Source organism: Oceanimonas marisflavi (assembly GCF_003049725.1).
In the GTDB taxonomy this organism is placed as follows: domain Bacteria; phylum Pseudomonadota; class Gammaproteobacteria; order Enterobacterales; family Aeromonadaceae; genus Oceanimonas; species Oceanimonas marisflavi.
Window position 1 is genome coordinate 69,167 of sequence record NZ_QAGM01000004.1, and the last position, 15,787, is coordinate 84,953.

Consider the following 15,787-nt stretch of genomic DNA (forward strand, 5'->3'; position numbering starts at 1 on the left):
TTATTTGAATCTTTAATCCAGTAAAGGTCGCTTTGATTTACGGGCACAGGCATTAGACTGATTGTCCATGAGCATGCACTGCTGACTGGACAGTCTTTTTTCACGGCAGCGGGAGAGCCGTAATATGCAGAAATATTCAATCACAATGCGCCTTTTTCACTGGCTGACGGCCCTGCTGGTGTTTGGCCTGTTTGGCGTGGGGCTGTGGATGCGCAGCCTGGGCTACTACGATCCGCTTTATCAGGTGCTGCCTTACTGGCACAAGAGCGTGGGCTTTGTGCTGGCCGGCCTGGTGGTGATCCGCCTGCTAAGTCGCTGGTGGCTTGCCCAGCCGGGGCCGCTGGCCAGCCATCAGCCCTGGGAGCGCCGACTGGCGCACCTGATGCACTGGCTGCTGTATTTGCTGTTGTTCGGCCTGTTTGTCAGCGGCTATCTGGTCGCCACCGCCGACAACAGACCCGCTTCATTTTTCGGTTGGTTCGATATTCCGGCACTGTTCACCGCTTTTGAACATCAGGAAGACGTGGCCGGTCTGCTTCACGAAATCTGTGCCTGGTCGCTGATCGGCCTGGTGTCTTTGCACGCCCTGGCGGCGCTCAAGCACCACTGGTTTGACCGGGACGAGACCCTGAAACGTATGCTTTGATATTTTCTCAACAAGGAGAGACAAAATGAAAAAAACCATGATGGCCACCGCCCTGCTGGCCGTGTCTGCGTCACCGGCATTTGCCGCCGTGGAAAACTACACAGTGGATACCGATGGCATGCACGCCTCGGTCAATTTTAAAATCAATCATCTGGGCTACAGCTGGATGCAGGGCCGTTTCAATGATTTCAGCGGCAGCTTTGCCTTTGATCAGGACAATGCCGCCAATAACAGCGTGCAAATGACCGTGAAGACCGCCAGCGTTGATACCAACCACGGTGAGCGCGACCGTCACCTGCGCAGCGATGACTTCCTGGATGTGAGCAAGTACCCCGAAGCCACCTTCAGAAGCACCAGCGTAACCCAGGGCGATGAGGCCGGTGAATATGTGGTAAAAGGCGACTTCACCCTGCACGGTGTAACCAAGCCGGTGGAGTTTGAAGTTGAGCAGATTGGCGCCGGTGATGACCCCTGGGGCAACTTCCGCCGTGGTTTTGCAGGCGAGCTGGAACTGAAACTGGCCGATTACGGTATCGACTACGATCTGGGTCCGGCCTCTACCACTGTATATCTGGATATTCACCTGGAAGGCGTGCGCCAGTAACTCTGTTACCGCTGCCCGACGACACCGCCCGCATGATGAATCCGGGCGGTTTTTTCGTTTGAGACCTGTTGTTTGCGCCGATGGCTGGCCGTGAATGCATGAAATTTGCCACAATAACCATTCACTTACCGCAACACAGGATGTGCCATGATCCAGATCGCCGCCCATGTCGGGCACCGTCTGCGTTTTATTCGCGAGCATGGAGTGGACTTCACCCGCTTTGTGCTGCAGCGCATGCAACAGGACCGGCTCAAGATCACTGCCGGTTATCTTACCTATATCAGTCTGTTGTCGCTGGTGCCCATGCTGGCAGTGGTGTTCGCCATGATGTCGGCCTTTCCCATGTTTGCCGGCGTGCGCGAGACCATTCAGGACTTTGTGTTCAGCAACTTTGTGCCGGCGGCGGGTGATGTGGTGCAAAAGAACATTCAGGGTTTTATCGATAACGCCTCGAAAACCACCGCCATCGGCGTGGCGGCGCTGGCGGTGACCGCCATGCTGCTGATCTCGGCCATTGACGAAAACTTCAATCATATCTGGCGAGTGTCCCAGAAGCGGCGCTGGTCGGTGGCCTTTTCCACCTACTGGATGATCCTGACATTGGGGCCGATTCTGGCCGGTGCCAGTCTGGCGGTGACCTCCTACGTGACCTCCATGCGGATTTTTCAGGGTGACAGCTTTTTCGGTGTGGGCGCCATATTGCTGAGCCTGCTGCCGTTTTTGTTATCCACCCTGATGTTTGTGGTGTTCTATATGGTGGTACCCAACAAACGGGTACGTCTTGGTCATGCCCTGCTGGGTGGTCTGGTGGCCGCCGTGCTGTTTGAGATTGCCAAACGTGGCTTTGCCTTCTATATCACCCAGTTTCCGTCCTATCAGGCCATTTACGGCGCCCTGGCGACCGTGCCCATTTTGTTTGTGTGGGTGTATCTCAGCTGGATGATCGCCTTGTTCGGCGCCGAGCTCACCGCCAGTCTGGACGAATATGAACATCGCCACGGACTAAGCTTTGAAGACGACAACGATAATAACGACGACGAGGATCCGGCCTGATGCGCACCCTTTATCCGGCAATCAATGCCAACCAGCAGCAGTGGTTGCAGGTATCCGACCTGCATCATGTTTACGTGGAAGAAAGCGGCAACCCACTCGGCATTCCGGTGGTGCTGGTGCATGGCGGACCGGGCGCCGGCATCAGCCCGGAGCACCGGCGTTTTTTCGATCCCGAGCATTATCGCATTATTCTGTTTGATCAGCGCGGCACCGGCCAGTCGACGCCTCATGCGGAGCTGACCGACAACAGCACTCAGGCGCTGATCGCCGACATGGAGCTTATTCGCACCACCCTTGGCATTGAGCGCTGGCTGGTGTTTGGCGGCTCCTGGGGCTCTACCCTGGCCCTTTGCTATGCCATTGAGCACGCTGAGCGCGTGCTGGGGCTGGTGTTGCGTGGCCTGTTCCTCGGCCGGCAGCAGGATCTGGACTGGCTGTATCAGCCCGATGGCGGTGCCGCCCAGCTGTTTCCCGACTATTACCGGGATTTCCTGACGCCGCTGAACGGCGATGCCGGTGACCTGCTCAATCGTTATTACCGGCTGCTCACCAGCGATAACGAGCTGGCCCGGCTCAACGCCGCCAGAGCCTGGGCCATCTGGGAAGGGCGCATTTCCACCCTGTTGCCCAGAAATGATGCCGAAAGCCACTACGGTGAGGCCCACAGTGCGCTGGCGCTGGCCCGGCTGGAATGCCACTACTTCGTCCATCATTGCTTCTTTGAGGAGAACCATATCATCAAGGGGATTGAGAAGGTGCGCTCGCTGCCGGCCATTCTGGTGCACGGCCGTTATGACGCCATCTGCAAACCCGCCGCTGCGACAGCGCTGGCCGAACACTGGCCCGAACTTCGCCTGCAAATTGTGCCCGGTGCCGGACATTCGGCCTTTGAACCGGGTATTATGGATGCCCTGGTCAAGGCGATCGATCAGATGGCAAAGGAGCTGGCACAGAAATGATAGCCCTGATACAAAGAGTGACCGAGGCCAGTGTTACCGTGGCCGGCGAACCCGTTGGCGCCATTGGCCCCGGCCTGCTGGTGCTGCTGGGGGTGGAACGGGAAGACGACAAGAGCAAGGCCGACAAACTGCTGGCCAAAGTGCTCGGCTATCGCGTATTTCCCGATGACAATGGTAAAATGAACCTCAATCTGCGCCAGGCCGGCGGCAGCCTGCTGGTGGTGTCCCAGTTTACCCTGGCCGCCGATACCAACAGTGGCCTGCGGCCCAGCTTTTCCCGCGGGGCGGCACCGGCCGACGCCGAGCGCTGGTACGATTACTTTGTGATGGCGGCACGGGATCAGGGCGTGCCTACCGAATCCGGCCGCTTTGCCGCCGACATGCAGGTCGGCCTGACCAACGACGGCCCCGTTACTTTCTGGCTGCAGGTTTAGCCGGAATCCTCCAAATTGTACGCTGCCGCTGCGCGCGACAGTTTAGTCACAGATAACCCTAACAGGAGCAGACCATGTATCGTGTGGTCACCCCGCAAACGGAAGCGGAACTGGAAGCCTACTATCAGCTGCGCTGGCAGCTGTTGCGCAAACCCTGGCAACAGCCCAAGGGGTCGGAGCGCGACGAGTTCGATGAATATGCCCATCATCGCATGATGGTGGACGACACCGGCAGGCTGGTGGCGGTGGGTCGTTTGTATGTGAGTGGCGACGAAGCCCAGATCCGCTTTATGGCGGTGATTCCAGAGTGTCGTGACCAGGGCCTGGGCTCGCGCATGGTGCAGGCACTGGAGCAGGTGGCGCGTCAGCAGGGGGTGCGCCGGCTGGTGATGAACGCCCGGGAAGAGGCGGTGGCTTTTTACAGCCACTGCGGCTTTACCGTGGTGGGGGAAGGTCCCATCAGTTTTGGCAAAATTCCCCACCGGCAGATGATCAAGGCGCTGACCCCCATTCACCAGATCAGCCACAGACCCGAGCTGTGCGATGAGTTGCAGCGCCAGTGGCACCGGCGTATTCCCATCAGTGAAAAGATGGGGGTCAAAATCATTCAGTACACCGGCAGCAAGCTCAGAACCCTGGCCAACCTGACCGCCAACCTCAACCTGCACGAGTCCATGTTTGCCGGCAGCATCTACAGCCAGTGTGTGCTGACCGGCTGGGGACTGATCTGGCTGCAGATGCAGGAGTATGGTCTGAGCGGTGATATCGTGCAGAGCAGCGGCGACATCAAGTATCTGACGCCGGTATGGGATGAGCCCACCGCCGAGGTGCAGGGCCGGTTGCGGGATCAGCTGCAGCCCCTGGCCCGTGGCGAACGGGTCAAGGTGGAGCTCAGTGTTACCCTGTACAGCGGTGATACCCGCGCCGCCTTGTTTACCGGACGCTATGTGATCCTCACCCACTGAATCGGGCATAAAAAAAGAAGGGATATTTCCCTTCTTTCTCATTGCGTTATCAGTGTATTTTGCACCCGGTCAGCGGTCGGTCAGCACCGGCTTTACATGCTTGTGCTCCCCCTTGACCTGATCGACGATATGCTCCGCCAGCAGCTGGGAAGCATCGTACACCGGAATGTCGGACACCAGCTTGTCGGCGATCACCGACAGCTCGGTACAGGCCAGGATCAGGCATTCCGCACCCCGCTCCTTCAGCGCCGTGGCCGCCGCGTTATAACGAGCCAGGGAGTCGTAGTCATAGCTTTTGGCTTTCACTTCCCGGATCAGGGTCATGACATCATGCTGCTGCTCCGCTTCCGGAAACAGCACCCGCACGCCTTTCTGGGCAAACTTCTCATGGTACAGCCGGGTCATCTCCACCGCGGTGGAGGCCAGCAGACCCACCTTCTTGATGTTGGGATGGCGCTCCAGCACATGGCGCACCGTCACATCCAGAATGTTGACCACCGGAATCTGCACCGCTTCGGCCACCTCGGCGTGATACATGTGGGCGGTGTTGCAGGGGATCACCAGAAAGTCCACTCCGGCCCGCTCCAGTCCTCTGGCCATCTCCGCCATAAAGGGCCCCGGGCTTTCACCTGTGCCTTCAATCAGTGCCTTGATGCGCGACGGCACCTTGGGGTTGTTGTCCACCAGCATATGAATATGGTCGGCATCATCCCCCGCCGGAGTCAGGGCAATCACCCGGCGCATCAGGTCAACGGTGGCTTCCGGCCCCATGCCGCCAATCACGCCTACAGACTTTTCTTTTTCCATGTTTTTCATCCATTCAACAATCGGGTCAGCGGTTACCGCCGCATTAGTAGCCAAACAGGTTGGGCAGCCACATGGTCAGATCGGGGAAGAAGGCCAGCAGCATCACGACCAGTATTTCCACCAGCACAAAGGGCAGGGCCTTGACCGAAATTTCCTCGATGGACACCTTGGCGATACTGGAGCCGATAAACATGTTTTCACCCAGGGGTGGCGTCGAGAAGCCGATTTCACAGCAGCATACCAGCACCACACCAAAGTGAATGGGGTCGACGCCCAGGCTGACCATCACCGGCAGCAGTACCGGGGTCACGATCATGATGGTGGCCAGGGTTTCCAGAAACATGCCGATAAAGATCAGAAAGGCAATGACGATCAGCCAGATCAGCGGCAGGCTGCCGGTCAGATCCAGCAGGCCGGCGGCAATCATGCCCGGAATGTCGTTCTCCACCAGAATGCGGCCAAAGGCGGTGGCGGTGAACATGATGATCAGCACGCGACCGGTAAGCCAGGTGGTGGAATTCAGGGATTCCTTGAAGCCGTCCAGCTTCAGTTCCTTGTGAATGAAAATGCCCACAAACAGGGTGTAGAACACCGAGACCACGGCGGCTTCGGTGGGAGTGAACAGGCCGGAGTAGATGCCGCCCAGGATCACTACCGGAGCCAGAATGGCCCAGATACCTTCACGGCAGGCCTTGCGCAGCTCGCCGGGCTTGCGCTCGGGACTGCCGGTATAGCCCTTTTTCTTGCTGATGGCATAGTTGGCGATCATCAGGCCGCCGGCCAGCATGATGCCCGGCAGTATACCGGCCAGAAACAGCTTGGTAATGGACTCACTGGCGGTGACGCCGTAGATCACCATGGGAATGGACGGCGGGATCACCACGCCCAGGCCACCGGACGAGGCCGTCAGCGCTGCCGAGTAGCTGCGGCTGTAACCGCGATCCACCATGGCGGGGATCATCAGCATGCCCACGGCGGCGGTGGTGGCCGGGCCGGAGCCGGAAATGGCGCCAAAGAACATGCTGGCGAGAATGGCGGAAAAGCCCAGTCCACCGGCCATGGGGCCGGCCATCAGCTCGGCAATATGTACCAGCCGGCGGGAAATACCGGCGCTTTGCATCAGGGCGCCCGACAGAATAAAGGCGGGCAGGGCCATGATGGGAAAAGAATCCACGGCGTTCCAGGCGGTCTGCACCAGAGATACAAAATCATCCCCTGCCGCCAGATACACGCTCAGGGCCGAAGCGCCGAGGGCCACCACTATGGGTGCACCGATCAGCAGCAGAAAGAAAAACATGCCAAACAAGATAATGGGAGCTGTCATTTTTTAATCCTCTCACCCCGCTCAGGCCAGGGTGTTTCCGCCTTTTTTGGTCTTGCCGGATTTGTCGCCGGATGACCCGTTCTGCTTCGGCGCTGTTGCCGAATCATGTGCCTGTTCCATTTCTTCCAGCTTTGGCTCATCCACATCGTCAAAGTTGGTGCCGGTCAGCTTCAGGTAGTTGACCTGAATGATCCGAATGGTGGTCAGGGTGAACGAGATGGGGAAAATCATGTACAGGTAGGCCATGGACCAGTCCAGTGCCGGCGAATAGAAGGTGAACTCCATCATCGACTCGATCACTTCAATACTCTTGATGGTCATCAGGGTATTGAAGGCAATCCAGAACAGATCCCCCACCAGTTCGACCCCTTTTCGCATGCCGGGGGGCATCATTCTGAGATGAAAGGTCACCCGGTTGTGGGCCGACAGCCGGGCGGCATAGGAGGCCCCCAGAAATACAAACCAGACAAAGGCAAAGCGGGACAGCTCTTCACTCCAGGGGATTCCGTAGTTGAATACCACTCGCAGGATCACCTGAACAAACAGCAGCACCACGAACAGACAGAGCAGAAGCTGACATATGTAATTTTCCAGCTTGTCCAACTGCAGCATCAGCTTACGCATAACAAGGCTCCAACAAAGAGGGCGGGGCGGCGGCACCGCATTCCGCCCTTTTGTGTATTGTGCGGGCCTGTTGCCAGGCCCGTCTGCTTACATTCAGAAACAGTCTTACTTCAGCTGTTCCAGTACGGCCTCAAAGTTTTCCTTGCCACCAATGGTGTCGTAGAACTCGGGCCAGACCTTTTCCTTGGCCAGCTTGATCCACTGCTCTTCGTCTTCCAGGGTGGAGACTTCCATGCCGTTGTCGATCATGTTCTGCTTGGCCTTGTCCGCTTCGGAGATCTGGAAAATCAGGGCGTGCTGCTGGGCTTCCAGGCCGGCGCGGGTCAGAATGTTTTTCTCTTCATCGCTCAGCTTGTCAAAGGTGCGCTTGCCGATCAGCAGGGGCTGCAGCGAGTACTGGTGATGCACCTCGGTGACGTAATCCTGCACCTCATAGAACTTCATGGTGTTGTTGACGATATAGGGGTTGTCCTGACCATCCACTACCTGCTGCTGCAGGGCGGTGAAGGTTTCGGTCCAGGCCATGGCGATGGGGTTGGCGCCCCAGGCCTTCCAGGTGGCCAGCATGATGGGGTTCTGCGGCACACGAATCTTCAGGCCCTGCAGGTCTTCCAGGTTCTTGACCGGACGCTTGGAGTTGGTCAGGTGACGGAAGTTGGAGTAGGTCCAGCCCAGAATGTTGGTGCCGACCTGCTTCTGGGCCAGCTGGTTCCAGTGATCCCCCAGCTGACCGGTGGTGATTTTCACCGCATCAGAGGTGCTGGTGATGACATAGGGCATGGTCAGAATGCCCAGCTCCTTGGAGAAGGGGGTGACGTTGCCGATGCCGACCAGTGCCATGTCGAGGGAGCCGAGACGGGCATTCTGCACCATTTCGGTTTCCGAGCCGATGGCGCCGTTGGGATACAGGGTGATCTCGATATCGCCGTTGGAGTAATACTCCACCAGGTCCTTGAAGCGGCTGGCATAGGCGCCCTGGTCGGAGTCGATGGGGTCACCCATACCCAGGCGCATGGTCTTGGCACTGGCTGCCATGGGCAGGGCAGTGGCGGCGCAGGCCAGGGACAGGGTCAGGTATTTGGCGACTTTCTTCATGGAGAACATATTCATTACCTCACTGTAGTTTTCGGTTTTGACTTCCGTGCAACAGGAACCTGTTCAGTTTGCGTGTTCGCCGGGGCCGGCAGACAAAAAGAGTTCGTCGCAGACGTCGGCAATAATGCGCACGATCAGTCGGCAGTCCGCTTCGTCAAAGGTCAGGGGCAGGCGCATGTCGCACATGGTCGCCAGCACTCGCTCGGTTTGCGGCAATGACGGAGGTTCACCCAGGTAACGCCAGCTGTCAAAGCGGCTGGTGTAGCCTTTTGGATCCTTGTCACCAAACCATTTTAGTGGCACGCCGCGGGCTTCGCAGCGTTCAATAAAGCGCTGAATGTCGGCTTCGCTCTGATTGGGCAGGGAAAACTGAATCGAGCTGGCGACAAACTGCTCGGCCTCGGGACGCTCGGGCAGGCGAAGGCAGGGTATCTGCCGCAGGCCGGCTTCGGTGACCCGGTACAGATCATTCCAGCGCCGGCACTGTTCATCCAGTGCCGCCAGCTGGGGGCGCAGAATGGCGGCACGCAGGTTGTCCATGCGACCGCTGTAATTGGGGGTTTCAAAGCGAATGCGGGCAAAGGCTTCTTTGGGCGGCGCTGCCGGATGGCGCTCATAGAGCATGTAGGAGCCGGAGTAGATAATGGCCCTGGCCATGATGTCATCGTCGTCGGTGGTCAGAAAACCGCCTTCGCCGGAGTTCATGTGCTTGTAGGTCTGGGTGCTGAAACAGGCGACCTGACCAAAGGTACCGCTCTTTTTACCGTTCCAGCTGGCGCCCATGGTATGGGCACAGTCTTCGATCACAATCACGCCGTGCCGGTTGCAGATGTCCATCAGCCGATCCATGTCGGCCAGGTGACCGCGCATATGGGACAGCAGCAGGTAACGGGCGTCACCGGTGGCGGCCTTGTGTTCAAGGTCGTCCAGATCGATGGTGAAATCCTCGGTGGTTTCCACAAACACCGGCACGCCACCGGCATTGTGAATGGCGCCCGGCACCGGCGCCAGGGTAAAGGCATTGCACAGTACCTTGTCACCGGGCTGCAGGCCGGCGGCACGCATGGCCACGTGCAGGGCGTAACCGCCCGAGGCACAGGCCAGGCAATAACGGCTGCCCTGGTAGTCGGCGAATTCCTGCTCCAGCAGTTCGGTTTCCGTCGGTTCACCGGCGGCGGAGTTGTAGCGGTGCAGACGCCCGCTGCGCATGACTTCCACGGCCCGCTCGATGCCTGCTTCGGGTATGGGTTCCTGCTGGGTGAAAGACTTGTTGAAGATGGTCATAACTTCTCCCGGGGGGCAGGTGCCGGTGCACCTGCCCGTCTGACTCAGCAATAACGCTTCTGATCGTAAACGTGGAAATCCCACTCGGTCTCGGGGAAGTACTTGCGCAGGCGCCAGTCACAGGCGCGGGCGTGGCCTTCCATGCCTTCGGTGCGGGAAATGCGGGAGCCGGCGGCGCTGAACACCAGGTTGGCCTCTTCGCTCAGTTCCTGATAGGTCAGCACCTTCATGAACTTCTGCACGTTCAGGCCACCGCTGTAGCGGGCCGCCTTCTTGGTGGGCAGAATATGGTTGGTGCCGGAGCATTTGTCGCCGTGGGAAACAGTGCTGCCTTCACCCAGGAACAGGGAGCCGTAGTTGTTGAGGTTGGCCTTCCACCATTCCAGATCGTCCGCCAGCACCTGCAGGTGCTCACAGGCCCACTCGTCGCTGATTTTGGCGACTTCTTCCCGGCTGTCTCCGAGGATGACCACACCGTGATCGCGCCAGGCCGCCTCGCACACATCGGCATTGGGCATGTCGGCAATCACATGGGGCATGATCTCCAGCACCTTCTCGCCCAGCTCGCGGCTGTCGGTAAACAGCCAGACCGGGGAGTTGGGACCGTGCTCGGCCTGGGACACCAGGTCAACGGCAATGGTCATGGGGTCGGCATTCTTGTCGGCGATAATGGCCGATTCGGTCGGGCCGGCAAACACATCGATGCCTACTTCACCGAACAGCATGCGCTTGGCTTCGGCCACGTAGGCGTTGCCCGGACCGACCAGAATGTCGGCAGGGCGGCCGGTAAACAGACCATAGGCCATGGTGGCCACGGCGTGTACCCCGCCCATTTCCAGAATGACATCGGCGCCGGCGACATGCATGGCATAGGCCACGGCCGGGTTGATGCTGTCGCCGCGGGGCGGTGAACAGGCCACGATAAAGGGCACGCCGGCGGCCTTGGCGGTGGCCACGCTCATCAGCGCAGAGGCGGCGTGGGCATAACGGCCACCGGGTACGTAACAACCGGCACACTGCACCGGCAGTACCTGCTGACCCAGGCGTACGCCTTCTTCGGTTTCAATTTCAAAGGAGGTCAGGCTGTCACGCTGGGCTTCGGCAAAGCGCTTGATCTGGCGGTGGGCAAAGTCGATATCGTCCTTGACCTGCTGAGGCACCTGGTCGATCAGGGCCTGCTTTTTCTGCTCGGTCAGTACGAAATCGCCCTGCCAGTTATCAAACTGTCTGGCGTATTCACGCACCGCGGTTTCACCGTTGCGGCGAATATTGGCCAGCATGTCCTTGACTACGCCCTGAATGCGCTCATCTTCCTGTGCGACTTCGCTTTCTGCCGCCGCTCTCTTGAGATATTCCATGGTATGTCACCTGTTAATTAAAACGCGCCAACTGGCTGACAACAGCACCCGTTGGAGTGAACGGCCGGGCTGCGGCCGTTCGGGTCAATCAGTAGTACTTGGCAAAACCAAAGGCATCACGGTAGCCGAACAGCGCCTGGGCGCCGCCGGTGTGCAGGAACACCACGTTTTCCCCTTTCTTGAAGTGGCCCTTGCGGATCAGGTCGATCAGGCCGGCGCCGCCCTTGCCGGAGTAAACCGGGTCCAGCAGAATGCCTTCGTGGCGGGCAAACAGTTCGATGGCTTCCAGGGTGCTGGGAGCGGGAATGCCGTAGCCTTCACCCACGTAGTCGCAGTTGGCAACCACGTCTTCACGCTTGACGGCGCCGGGGATGCCCAGCTTCTCGGCGGTGCGCTCGGCCAGACGGAACACGTTGGCTTCCTGCTGCTCGCGGGGAACACGCACGCCAATGCCCAGCACCGGAATGCGGCTGTTGCTGCCGGACAGACCGGTGACCAGACCGGCCTGGGTGCCGGCGGAACCGGTGGCGTGAACCACGTGGTCAATGCGCAGACCGGCGTCGTTGGCCTGGCCCAGCAGTTCCAGGGCACAGTTGACGTAACCCAGGGCGCCGATTTCGTTGGAGCCGCCACCGGGCACGATATAGGGTTTCTTGCCGGCCGCTTTCAGTTCGCTGGCCAGTTCTTCCATGGCCGCGTTCATGTCGGTGCCGCCCGGATACTTGCGCAGCATGCCGCCGAACAGCTGGTCCAGCATGACGTTGCCGTTGTAGTTGTAGTCGACGTCTTCGGAGGCGGTGCGGTCTTCCAGCAGAATGTGGCATTCCAGGCCCAGCTTGGTGGCGATGGCCACGGTCTGGCGGGCGTGGTTGGACTGGGTGGCCCCCTGAGTGATGATGGTATCGGCACCTTGTTCCAGGGCATCAGCCATCAGAAACTCGAGTTTGCGGGTCTTGTTGCCGCCGCCGGCGAGACCGGTACAATCGTCACGCTTGATCCACAGGTTCGGACCATCCAGCAGCTTGGTCAGTTGATGCATCGGCTCCAGCGGAGTGGCCAGATGAGCAAAGTGCAGACGGGGATAACGAGCTAGATGCATTTTAACATTCCTCTTCGTTTTGAACATGTGCAATACATTTGGTTAACAACTTCATGGTGGAATAATCACCGCTGTACGACCAATGCTATATTGGCTCTGTCCGTGGTTACTTTTGGGCATAGGGCCGAAAAGATACGGTAAGGAATTGTTTTTAATGGAATTGAAGTGGTTGAAGGACTTTGTGGCCCTGAGTGAGCACGGCAGTTTCTCCAAGGCGGCAGAAGCCCGTTTTGTGACCCAGCCCGCATTTAGCCGGCGCATTCGCTCCCTGGAAAACTGGCTGGGGGTGGCCCTGGTGGACCGGGAAAAGCATCCCACCACCCTGACCAGCAGTGGCCAGGCGTTTGTGGAGGAAGCCAAGCGCATGATCCACGACACCTACCGGGTGCGCAAACGGCTGCAGGGGCAGGAAATTCAGAAAAGCCTGGTGTTTCTCGCCCAGCACTCGCCGGCGGTGTCGTTTTTTCCCCACTGGATCCGCACTCTGGAGCCGCTGGTGGGCAATACCCTGGTCAAACTCAGCACCGGCAACCTGCATGACATTACCGAGTCCTTTATGGCGGGCATGGGGGATTTTCTGCTGAGTTTTTCCTCGGCCGGCGACATGGGCCAGCTGTCGCGCAACGACACCACCTGCATTCAGGTGGGTACCGACCGCCTGGTGCCGGTGTCGGCGCTGACGCCGGAAGGCACGCCGGTATTTTCGGTGAACGGCACAACGCCGCTCAAGTTGCTGTCCTATCCCGACGATTCCTATCTGGGCGGGCTGGTCAAGGAGTTCTGTCTTAACAAGCTGCCGCCGGACTTTCAGTACAGCATAGTGTGTGAAAACGCCCTGGCGGAAGGGCTCAAGGCCATGGCATTGCAGGGCTATGGTGTGGCCTGGCTGCCCTACGGGCTGATCCAGAATGAGCTGGCCCAGGGCCAGCTCACCGTGTTGCATGAAGGCTTTCATACCGTGGATTTGCGCATTCTGCTGTATCGCTTCCGGCATACGGTCAAGCCGGAAGTGGATGTGTTCTGGCGCTACCTGGTGGAGCTGTACAACCTCAGCTACACCGAACAGTTTCCGTTGGTGCGGTCCACGGTATAAAGGGCGTTCAGAGCGTCGCCGGCAGTGCCCGGACCGCCTCGATCAGCCTGCCGGGCAGGCCGGCGGCAGGGTAGGGCACGGGGCCGGTATACCAGGGCCGGCACGGTGTGTTCAGTTCGGGCTGGTGCAGGCGCAGGCGGGGGGCGTGCCAGTCGCCGGTCAGCCTGATGGCCAGTTCCCGGCAGCCGGCATCGTTAATGGCGCCCAGGTCGAGATCAAGCCGGCCACCGGCGCCAATGTTCCCCCGCAGGGCCAGCAGGTGACGCACGCTCTGAACCGCGCTGCCGTCGAGTCGCCAGCGGCCATCGGTGACCGGGCCACGCAGATCCAGCCGGTAGAAAAAACCATCCTGTTGCATAAGATCCAGTGCCGCCAGGGCAGTGTCTGCCTGTTTGGGATCACTGTAGTCTTCACCCAGGCGGTGGCGCAGCCAGGGATCCAGCCCCAGTTGCTCCACAAAGATATCCTGTCCGTCCAGGGCCAGCTCTCCCTGCCAGCCGGCGGGATTTTCGGGCTCGCCGGTGAGGCTGGCGGTCACGTTCATTTCGCCGGCAAAGCCCCGGTCGGCCCGCAGCCAGTTGCTGAGATGACGCAGCTGCCAGTTTTCTCCTGCCAGTTCAATATGAGTGCGGTAAGGGGCATAGAGCCCCAGGCTGCCGCTCAGTGTTATTTTGCCGTCCAGCCAGTCACCACTGAGACTATCGAGCAGCCATTGCTCGTCGGTGAGGCGGGCGCTGAAGCGGGTGGCGCGGGTGATCAGGCTGTTCCAGACCAGCTCGCCGACATGACCTTCCAGCCGGGCCTGGCCGGTTAACGGATGCCACAGGCCCGCCGACCAGGCCAGATCGGTAATGAACAGATTGCCGTCAAACACGGACAACGGCAGCTCATCGTCCAGTGACAGCAGCTCGGTGCGGCTCAGGTTGAGCTTGTGAATGCGCACCTCGGGAACCGGCCAGGACATATCCGGCTGCCACACCAGCTTGTTGCCGGCCAGTTGAAGATCGTCGATATCCAGCCGGCCCTGATCCGGGTGCCAGCCCAGCTCGGCCTCTATGCTGCCCTCCCAGGCCCGGCCGTTCAGGGTAATGTCCTGACGCTCGGCATCGCCCAGCCAGCTCAGCCGGTGCTGGTCCAGGCGCAGCCAGTCGAGGGTGGCCTCACTCGCCTGCCACTCGCCCCGGCCTTCGGGCAGCCCCGCACCGTTCCATTCCAGATCCCTTATTTCACCGCGCATGCCGTTCACCGTGAGCTGCGGCGTGGTCAGGCTGACATCATCGAGCCCGGCCCGGGTCAGCAGCAGCCGCCAGCCATCGGGCAGGGCGGTGGTGCCGGTGAGTTGCAGTTTGACCTGGCTGAATTGCGGTTGCTCCAGGTGCAGTTCCCGGCGCGCGGGATCCACCGTCAGGGACCCGCTGAGCAGACCGCCGGACAACTGGCCGCGCAGATCGTCAAGTTCCAGACGGTCTCGGCGCAGATGGCCGCTGATATTCACCCGTGACAGCTCCAGCGCCGGGTGGGAAATCTGGCGTACCCGGCCGCTGAGACCGGCGTCGGCCCACCATTGCCATTGGCCCTGCTGCCGGGGTTGCCAGTCGTGCAGATGAAGCTCGATACCTCCGGCCTCCCAGCCCCGGCCGGTCAGGGCGAGGTTTTGAGTATTGAGCTCGGCAATATGAATATCGGCCAGGTTGGCGGGCAGGGCAGGAACCTGGGCCTGCTCCAGGTTGAGCCTGCCGTCGATAATATCGAGAATGGCTACCTGGGTACGGCCGGCCAGGGGGGCCAGCCGTTCCAGCTCCAGATAGACTTGCCGGGCGCTGAACCAGTCGCCCAGGCGTACATCTTCGGCCAGCAGCTTGTAGGGCGACAGCGGGTTGAACTCCAGCCGGCCCACGCTCAGCCCCAACTCGGTGTTTTCGTTCAGCCAGGTAAGCACCGGTTTTTTCAGCTGGTTAATATCCAGCAGATTGAGCAGCAACCAGCCGCCGAGCAACAGCACCAGCAGCCCCGTCAAACCCCTTCTGGCCAGTTTTTTCATGAATTTATCCTTCGCCCTTCGGGCAGCTTTAAGCTTTCAGTCTGTCTCTTAGTCAAAAATATGATCGTTTGCAGAGCCGTGCACAACCGTCGGCCAAAGCGCACTACTTCGCCGGCACGCCATGAATACTTCCCTGTAGGCTCCACTGCGCCATCCCTGGCGCAGAGGGCGCGGCGAAGCAGACACCCTTTGCCCTCCTCGGCACACTCAGAGCCGACTGACAGGAAGCAGGCAACGCCAATGTTGCCCGAAGCAGCAGTGGGGATTGCCGTAGCCGACCATAAAATGCCATGGATGGCATTTTCGAGCGTTACAGGGAAGTACTTGTAGCGTGTCGGCGGAGTGCAACCGCACTGATGCTTCGCATTACGGCCTCTTTGACGACTTGTGACCAAGGTACA

General features: G+C 59.6%; 15 protein-coding genes. 7 read left to right on the forward strand and 8 right to left on the reverse strand.

Annotated features, from left to right (window positions below):
• Positions 1-124 precede the first annotated feature (124 nt).
• From DA373_RS03915 to DA373_RS03940, 6 genes are all read left to right on the forward strand, one after another.
• A complete protein-coding gene (locus tag DA373_RS03915; protein ID WP_232821186.1) occupies positions 125-646 on the forward strand; it encodes a cytochrome b in 522 nt (173 codons plus the stop codon).
• A 25-nt stretch (positions 647-671) separates the two neighbouring features.
• A complete protein-coding gene (locus DA373_RS03920) occupies positions 672-1,250 on the forward strand; it encodes a YceI family protein (protein WP_107851047.1) in 579 nt (192 codons plus the stop codon).
• Positions 1,251-1,397: 147 nt separating this feature from the next.
• Positions 1,398-2,303: a virulence factor BrkB family protein gene (locus tag DA373_RS03925; protein ID WP_107851048.1), complete on the forward strand. Its 906-nt coding sequence runs from the start codon at positions 1,398-1,400 to the stop codon at positions 2,301-2,303.
• Positions 2,303-3,262, forward strand: coding sequence for a prolyl aminopeptidase (pip, locus tag DA373_RS03930; RefSeq protein ID WP_107851049.1), 960 nt, complete (start codon positions 2,303-2,305; stop codon positions 3,260-3,262). The genes DA373_RS03925 and pip overlap by 1 nt, the downstream gene beginning before the upstream one ends.
• Positions 3,259-3,696 (forward strand): D-aminoacyl-tRNA deacylase, encoded by a 438-nt coding sequence (gene dtd, locus DA373_RS03935; RefSeq protein ID WP_107851050.1) that lies wholly within the window; start codon positions 3,259-3,261, stop codon positions 3,694-3,696. Before pip ends, dtd begins: the two co-directional genes overlap by 4 nt.
• 74 nt (positions 3,697-3,770) lie before the next feature.
• The gene (locus tag DA373_RS03940) at positions 3,771-4,661 is read left to right on the forward strand and encodes a bifunctional GNAT family N-acetyltransferase/hotdog fold thioesterase (protein WP_107851051.1); all 891 of its coding nucleotides are present in this window, start codon (positions 3,771-3,773) and stop codon (positions 4,659-4,661) included.
• 69 nt (positions 4,662-4,730) lie between these two features.
• On the opposite strand, the gene cuyB is transcribed toward DA373_RS03940, so the two are convergent.
• The 7 genes from cuyB to cuyA all read right to left on the reverse strand — a co-directional run bounded on the left by cuyB (position 4,731) and on the right by cuyA (position 12,252).
• Positions 4,731-5,468: a cysteate racemase gene (gene cuyB, locus DA373_RS03945; RefSeq protein WP_107851052.1), complete on the reverse strand. Its 738-nt coding sequence runs from the start codon at positions 5,466-5,468 to the stop codon at positions 4,731-4,733.
• Between the two features lie 43 nt (positions 5,469-5,511).
• A complete protein-coding gene (locus tag DA373_RS03950; RefSeq protein WP_107851053.1) occupies positions 5,512-6,792 on the reverse strand; it encodes a TRAP transporter large permease in 1,281 nt (426 codons plus the stop codon).
• 21 nt (positions 6,793-6,813) lie between these two features.
• Positions 6,814-7,416, reverse strand: coding sequence for a TRAP transporter small permease (locus DA373_RS03955; RefSeq protein ID WP_107851054.1), 603 nt, complete (start codon positions 7,414-7,416; stop codon positions 6,814-6,816).
• A 105-nt stretch (positions 7,417-7,521) separates the two neighbouring features.
• Complete coding sequence (locus tag DA373_RS03960) at positions 7,522-8,511, reverse strand: TRAP transporter substrate-binding protein (protein WP_107851139.1); 990 nt, start codon at positions 8,509-8,511, stop codon at positions 7,522-7,524.
• A 63-nt stretch (positions 8,512-8,574) separates the two neighbouring features.
• Positions 8,575-9,795 (reverse strand): DegT/DnrJ/EryC1/StrS family aminotransferase, encoded by a 1,221-nt coding sequence (locus DA373_RS03965; protein ID WP_107851055.1) that lies wholly within the window; start codon positions 9,793-9,795, stop codon positions 8,575-8,577.
• Between the two features lie 44 nt (positions 9,796-9,839).
• Positions 9,840-11,153, reverse strand: a complete 1,314-nt coding sequence (gene hisD, locus DA373_RS03970; protein WP_107851056.1) for a histidinol dehydrogenase — start codon at positions 11,151-11,153, stop codon at positions 9,840-9,842.
• An 88-nt stretch (positions 11,154-11,241) separates the two neighbouring features.
• A complete protein-coding gene (cuyA, locus tag DA373_RS03975; protein ID WP_107851057.1) occupies positions 11,242-12,252 on the reverse strand; it encodes a D-cysteate sulfo-lyase in 1,011 nt (336 codons plus the stop codon).
• 154 nt (positions 12,253-12,406) lie between these two features.
• On the opposite strand from cuyA, the gene DA373_RS03980 reads away from it, so the two are divergent.
• Positions 12,407-13,345, forward strand: coding sequence for a LysR family transcriptional regulator (locus DA373_RS03980; protein WP_107851058.1), 939 nt, complete (start codon positions 12,407-12,409; stop codon positions 13,343-13,345).
• Positions 13,346-13,352: 7 nt separating this feature from the next.
• On the opposite strand, the gene DA373_RS03985 is transcribed toward DA373_RS03980, so the two are convergent.
• Positions 13,353-15,386 carry an AsmA family protein gene (locus DA373_RS03985; protein ID WP_107851059.1) on the reverse strand — a complete coding sequence of 678 codons (2,034 nt, stop codon included), beginning with the start codon at positions 15,384-15,386 and terminating at the stop codon, positions 13,353-13,355.
• Positions 15,387-15,787: the final 401 nt, after the last annotated feature.

Excerpts from the sequence above, each read along its gene's own strand:
- cuyB (WP_107851052.1), bottom strand. The coding sequence starts at position 5,468 with ATGGAAAAAGAAAAGTCTGTAGGCGTGATTGGCGGCATGGGGCCGGAA.
- DA373_RS03980 (WP_107851058.1), top strand. The coding sequence starts at position 12,407 with ATGGAATTGAAGTGGTTGAAGGACTTTGTGGCCCTGAGTGAGCACGGC.
- hisD (WP_107851056.1), bottom strand. The coding sequence starts at position 11,153 with ATGGAATATCTCAAGAGAGCGGCGGCAGAAAGCGAAGTCGCACAGGAA.
- dtd (WP_107851050.1), top strand. The coding sequence starts at position 3,259 with ATGATAGCCCTGATACAAAGAGTGACCGAGGCCAGTGTTACCGTGGCC.
- DA373_RS03965 (WP_107851055.1), bottom strand. The coding sequence starts at position 9,795 with ATGACCATCTTCAACAAGTCTTTCACCCAGCAGGAACCCATACCCGAA.
- DA373_RS03960 (WP_107851139.1), bottom strand. The coding sequence starts at position 8,511 with ATGAAGAAAGTCGCCAAATACCTGACCCTGTCCCTGGCCTGCGCCGCC.
- DA373_RS03915 (WP_232821186.1), top strand. The coding sequence starts at position 125 with ATGCAGAAATATTCAATCACAATGCGCCTTTTTCACTGGCTGACGGCC.
- DA373_RS03920 (WP_107851047.1), top strand. The coding sequence starts at position 672 with ATGAAAAAAACCATGATGGCCACCGCCCTGCTGGCCGTGTCTGCGTCA.
- cuyA (WP_107851057.1), bottom strand. The coding sequence starts at position 12,252 with ATGCATCTAGCTCGTTATCCCCGTCTGCACTTTGCTCATCTGGCCACT.
- pip (WP_107851049.1), top strand. The coding sequence starts at position 2,303 with ATGCGCACCCTTTATCCGGCAATCAATGCCAACCAGCAGCAGTGGTTG.
- DA373_RS03955 (WP_107851054.1), bottom strand. The coding sequence starts at position 7,416 with ATGCGTAAGCTGATGCTGCAGTTGGACAAGCTGGAAAATTACATATGT.
- DA373_RS03985 (WP_107851059.1), bottom strand. The coding sequence starts at position 15,386 with ATGAAAAAACTGGCCAGAAGGGGTTTGACGGGGCTGCTGGTGCTGTTG.
- DA373_RS03950 (WP_107851053.1), bottom strand. The coding sequence starts at position 6,792 with ATGACAGCTCCCATTATCTTGTTTGGCATGTTTTTCTTTCTGCTGCTG.
- DA373_RS03925 (WP_107851048.1), top strand. The coding sequence starts at position 1,398 with ATGATCCAGATCGCCGCCCATGTCGGGCACCGTCTGCGTTTTATTCGC.
- DA373_RS03940 (WP_107851051.1), top strand. The coding sequence starts at position 3,771 with ATGTATCGTGTGGTCACCCCGCAAACGGAAGCGGAACTGGAAGCCTAC.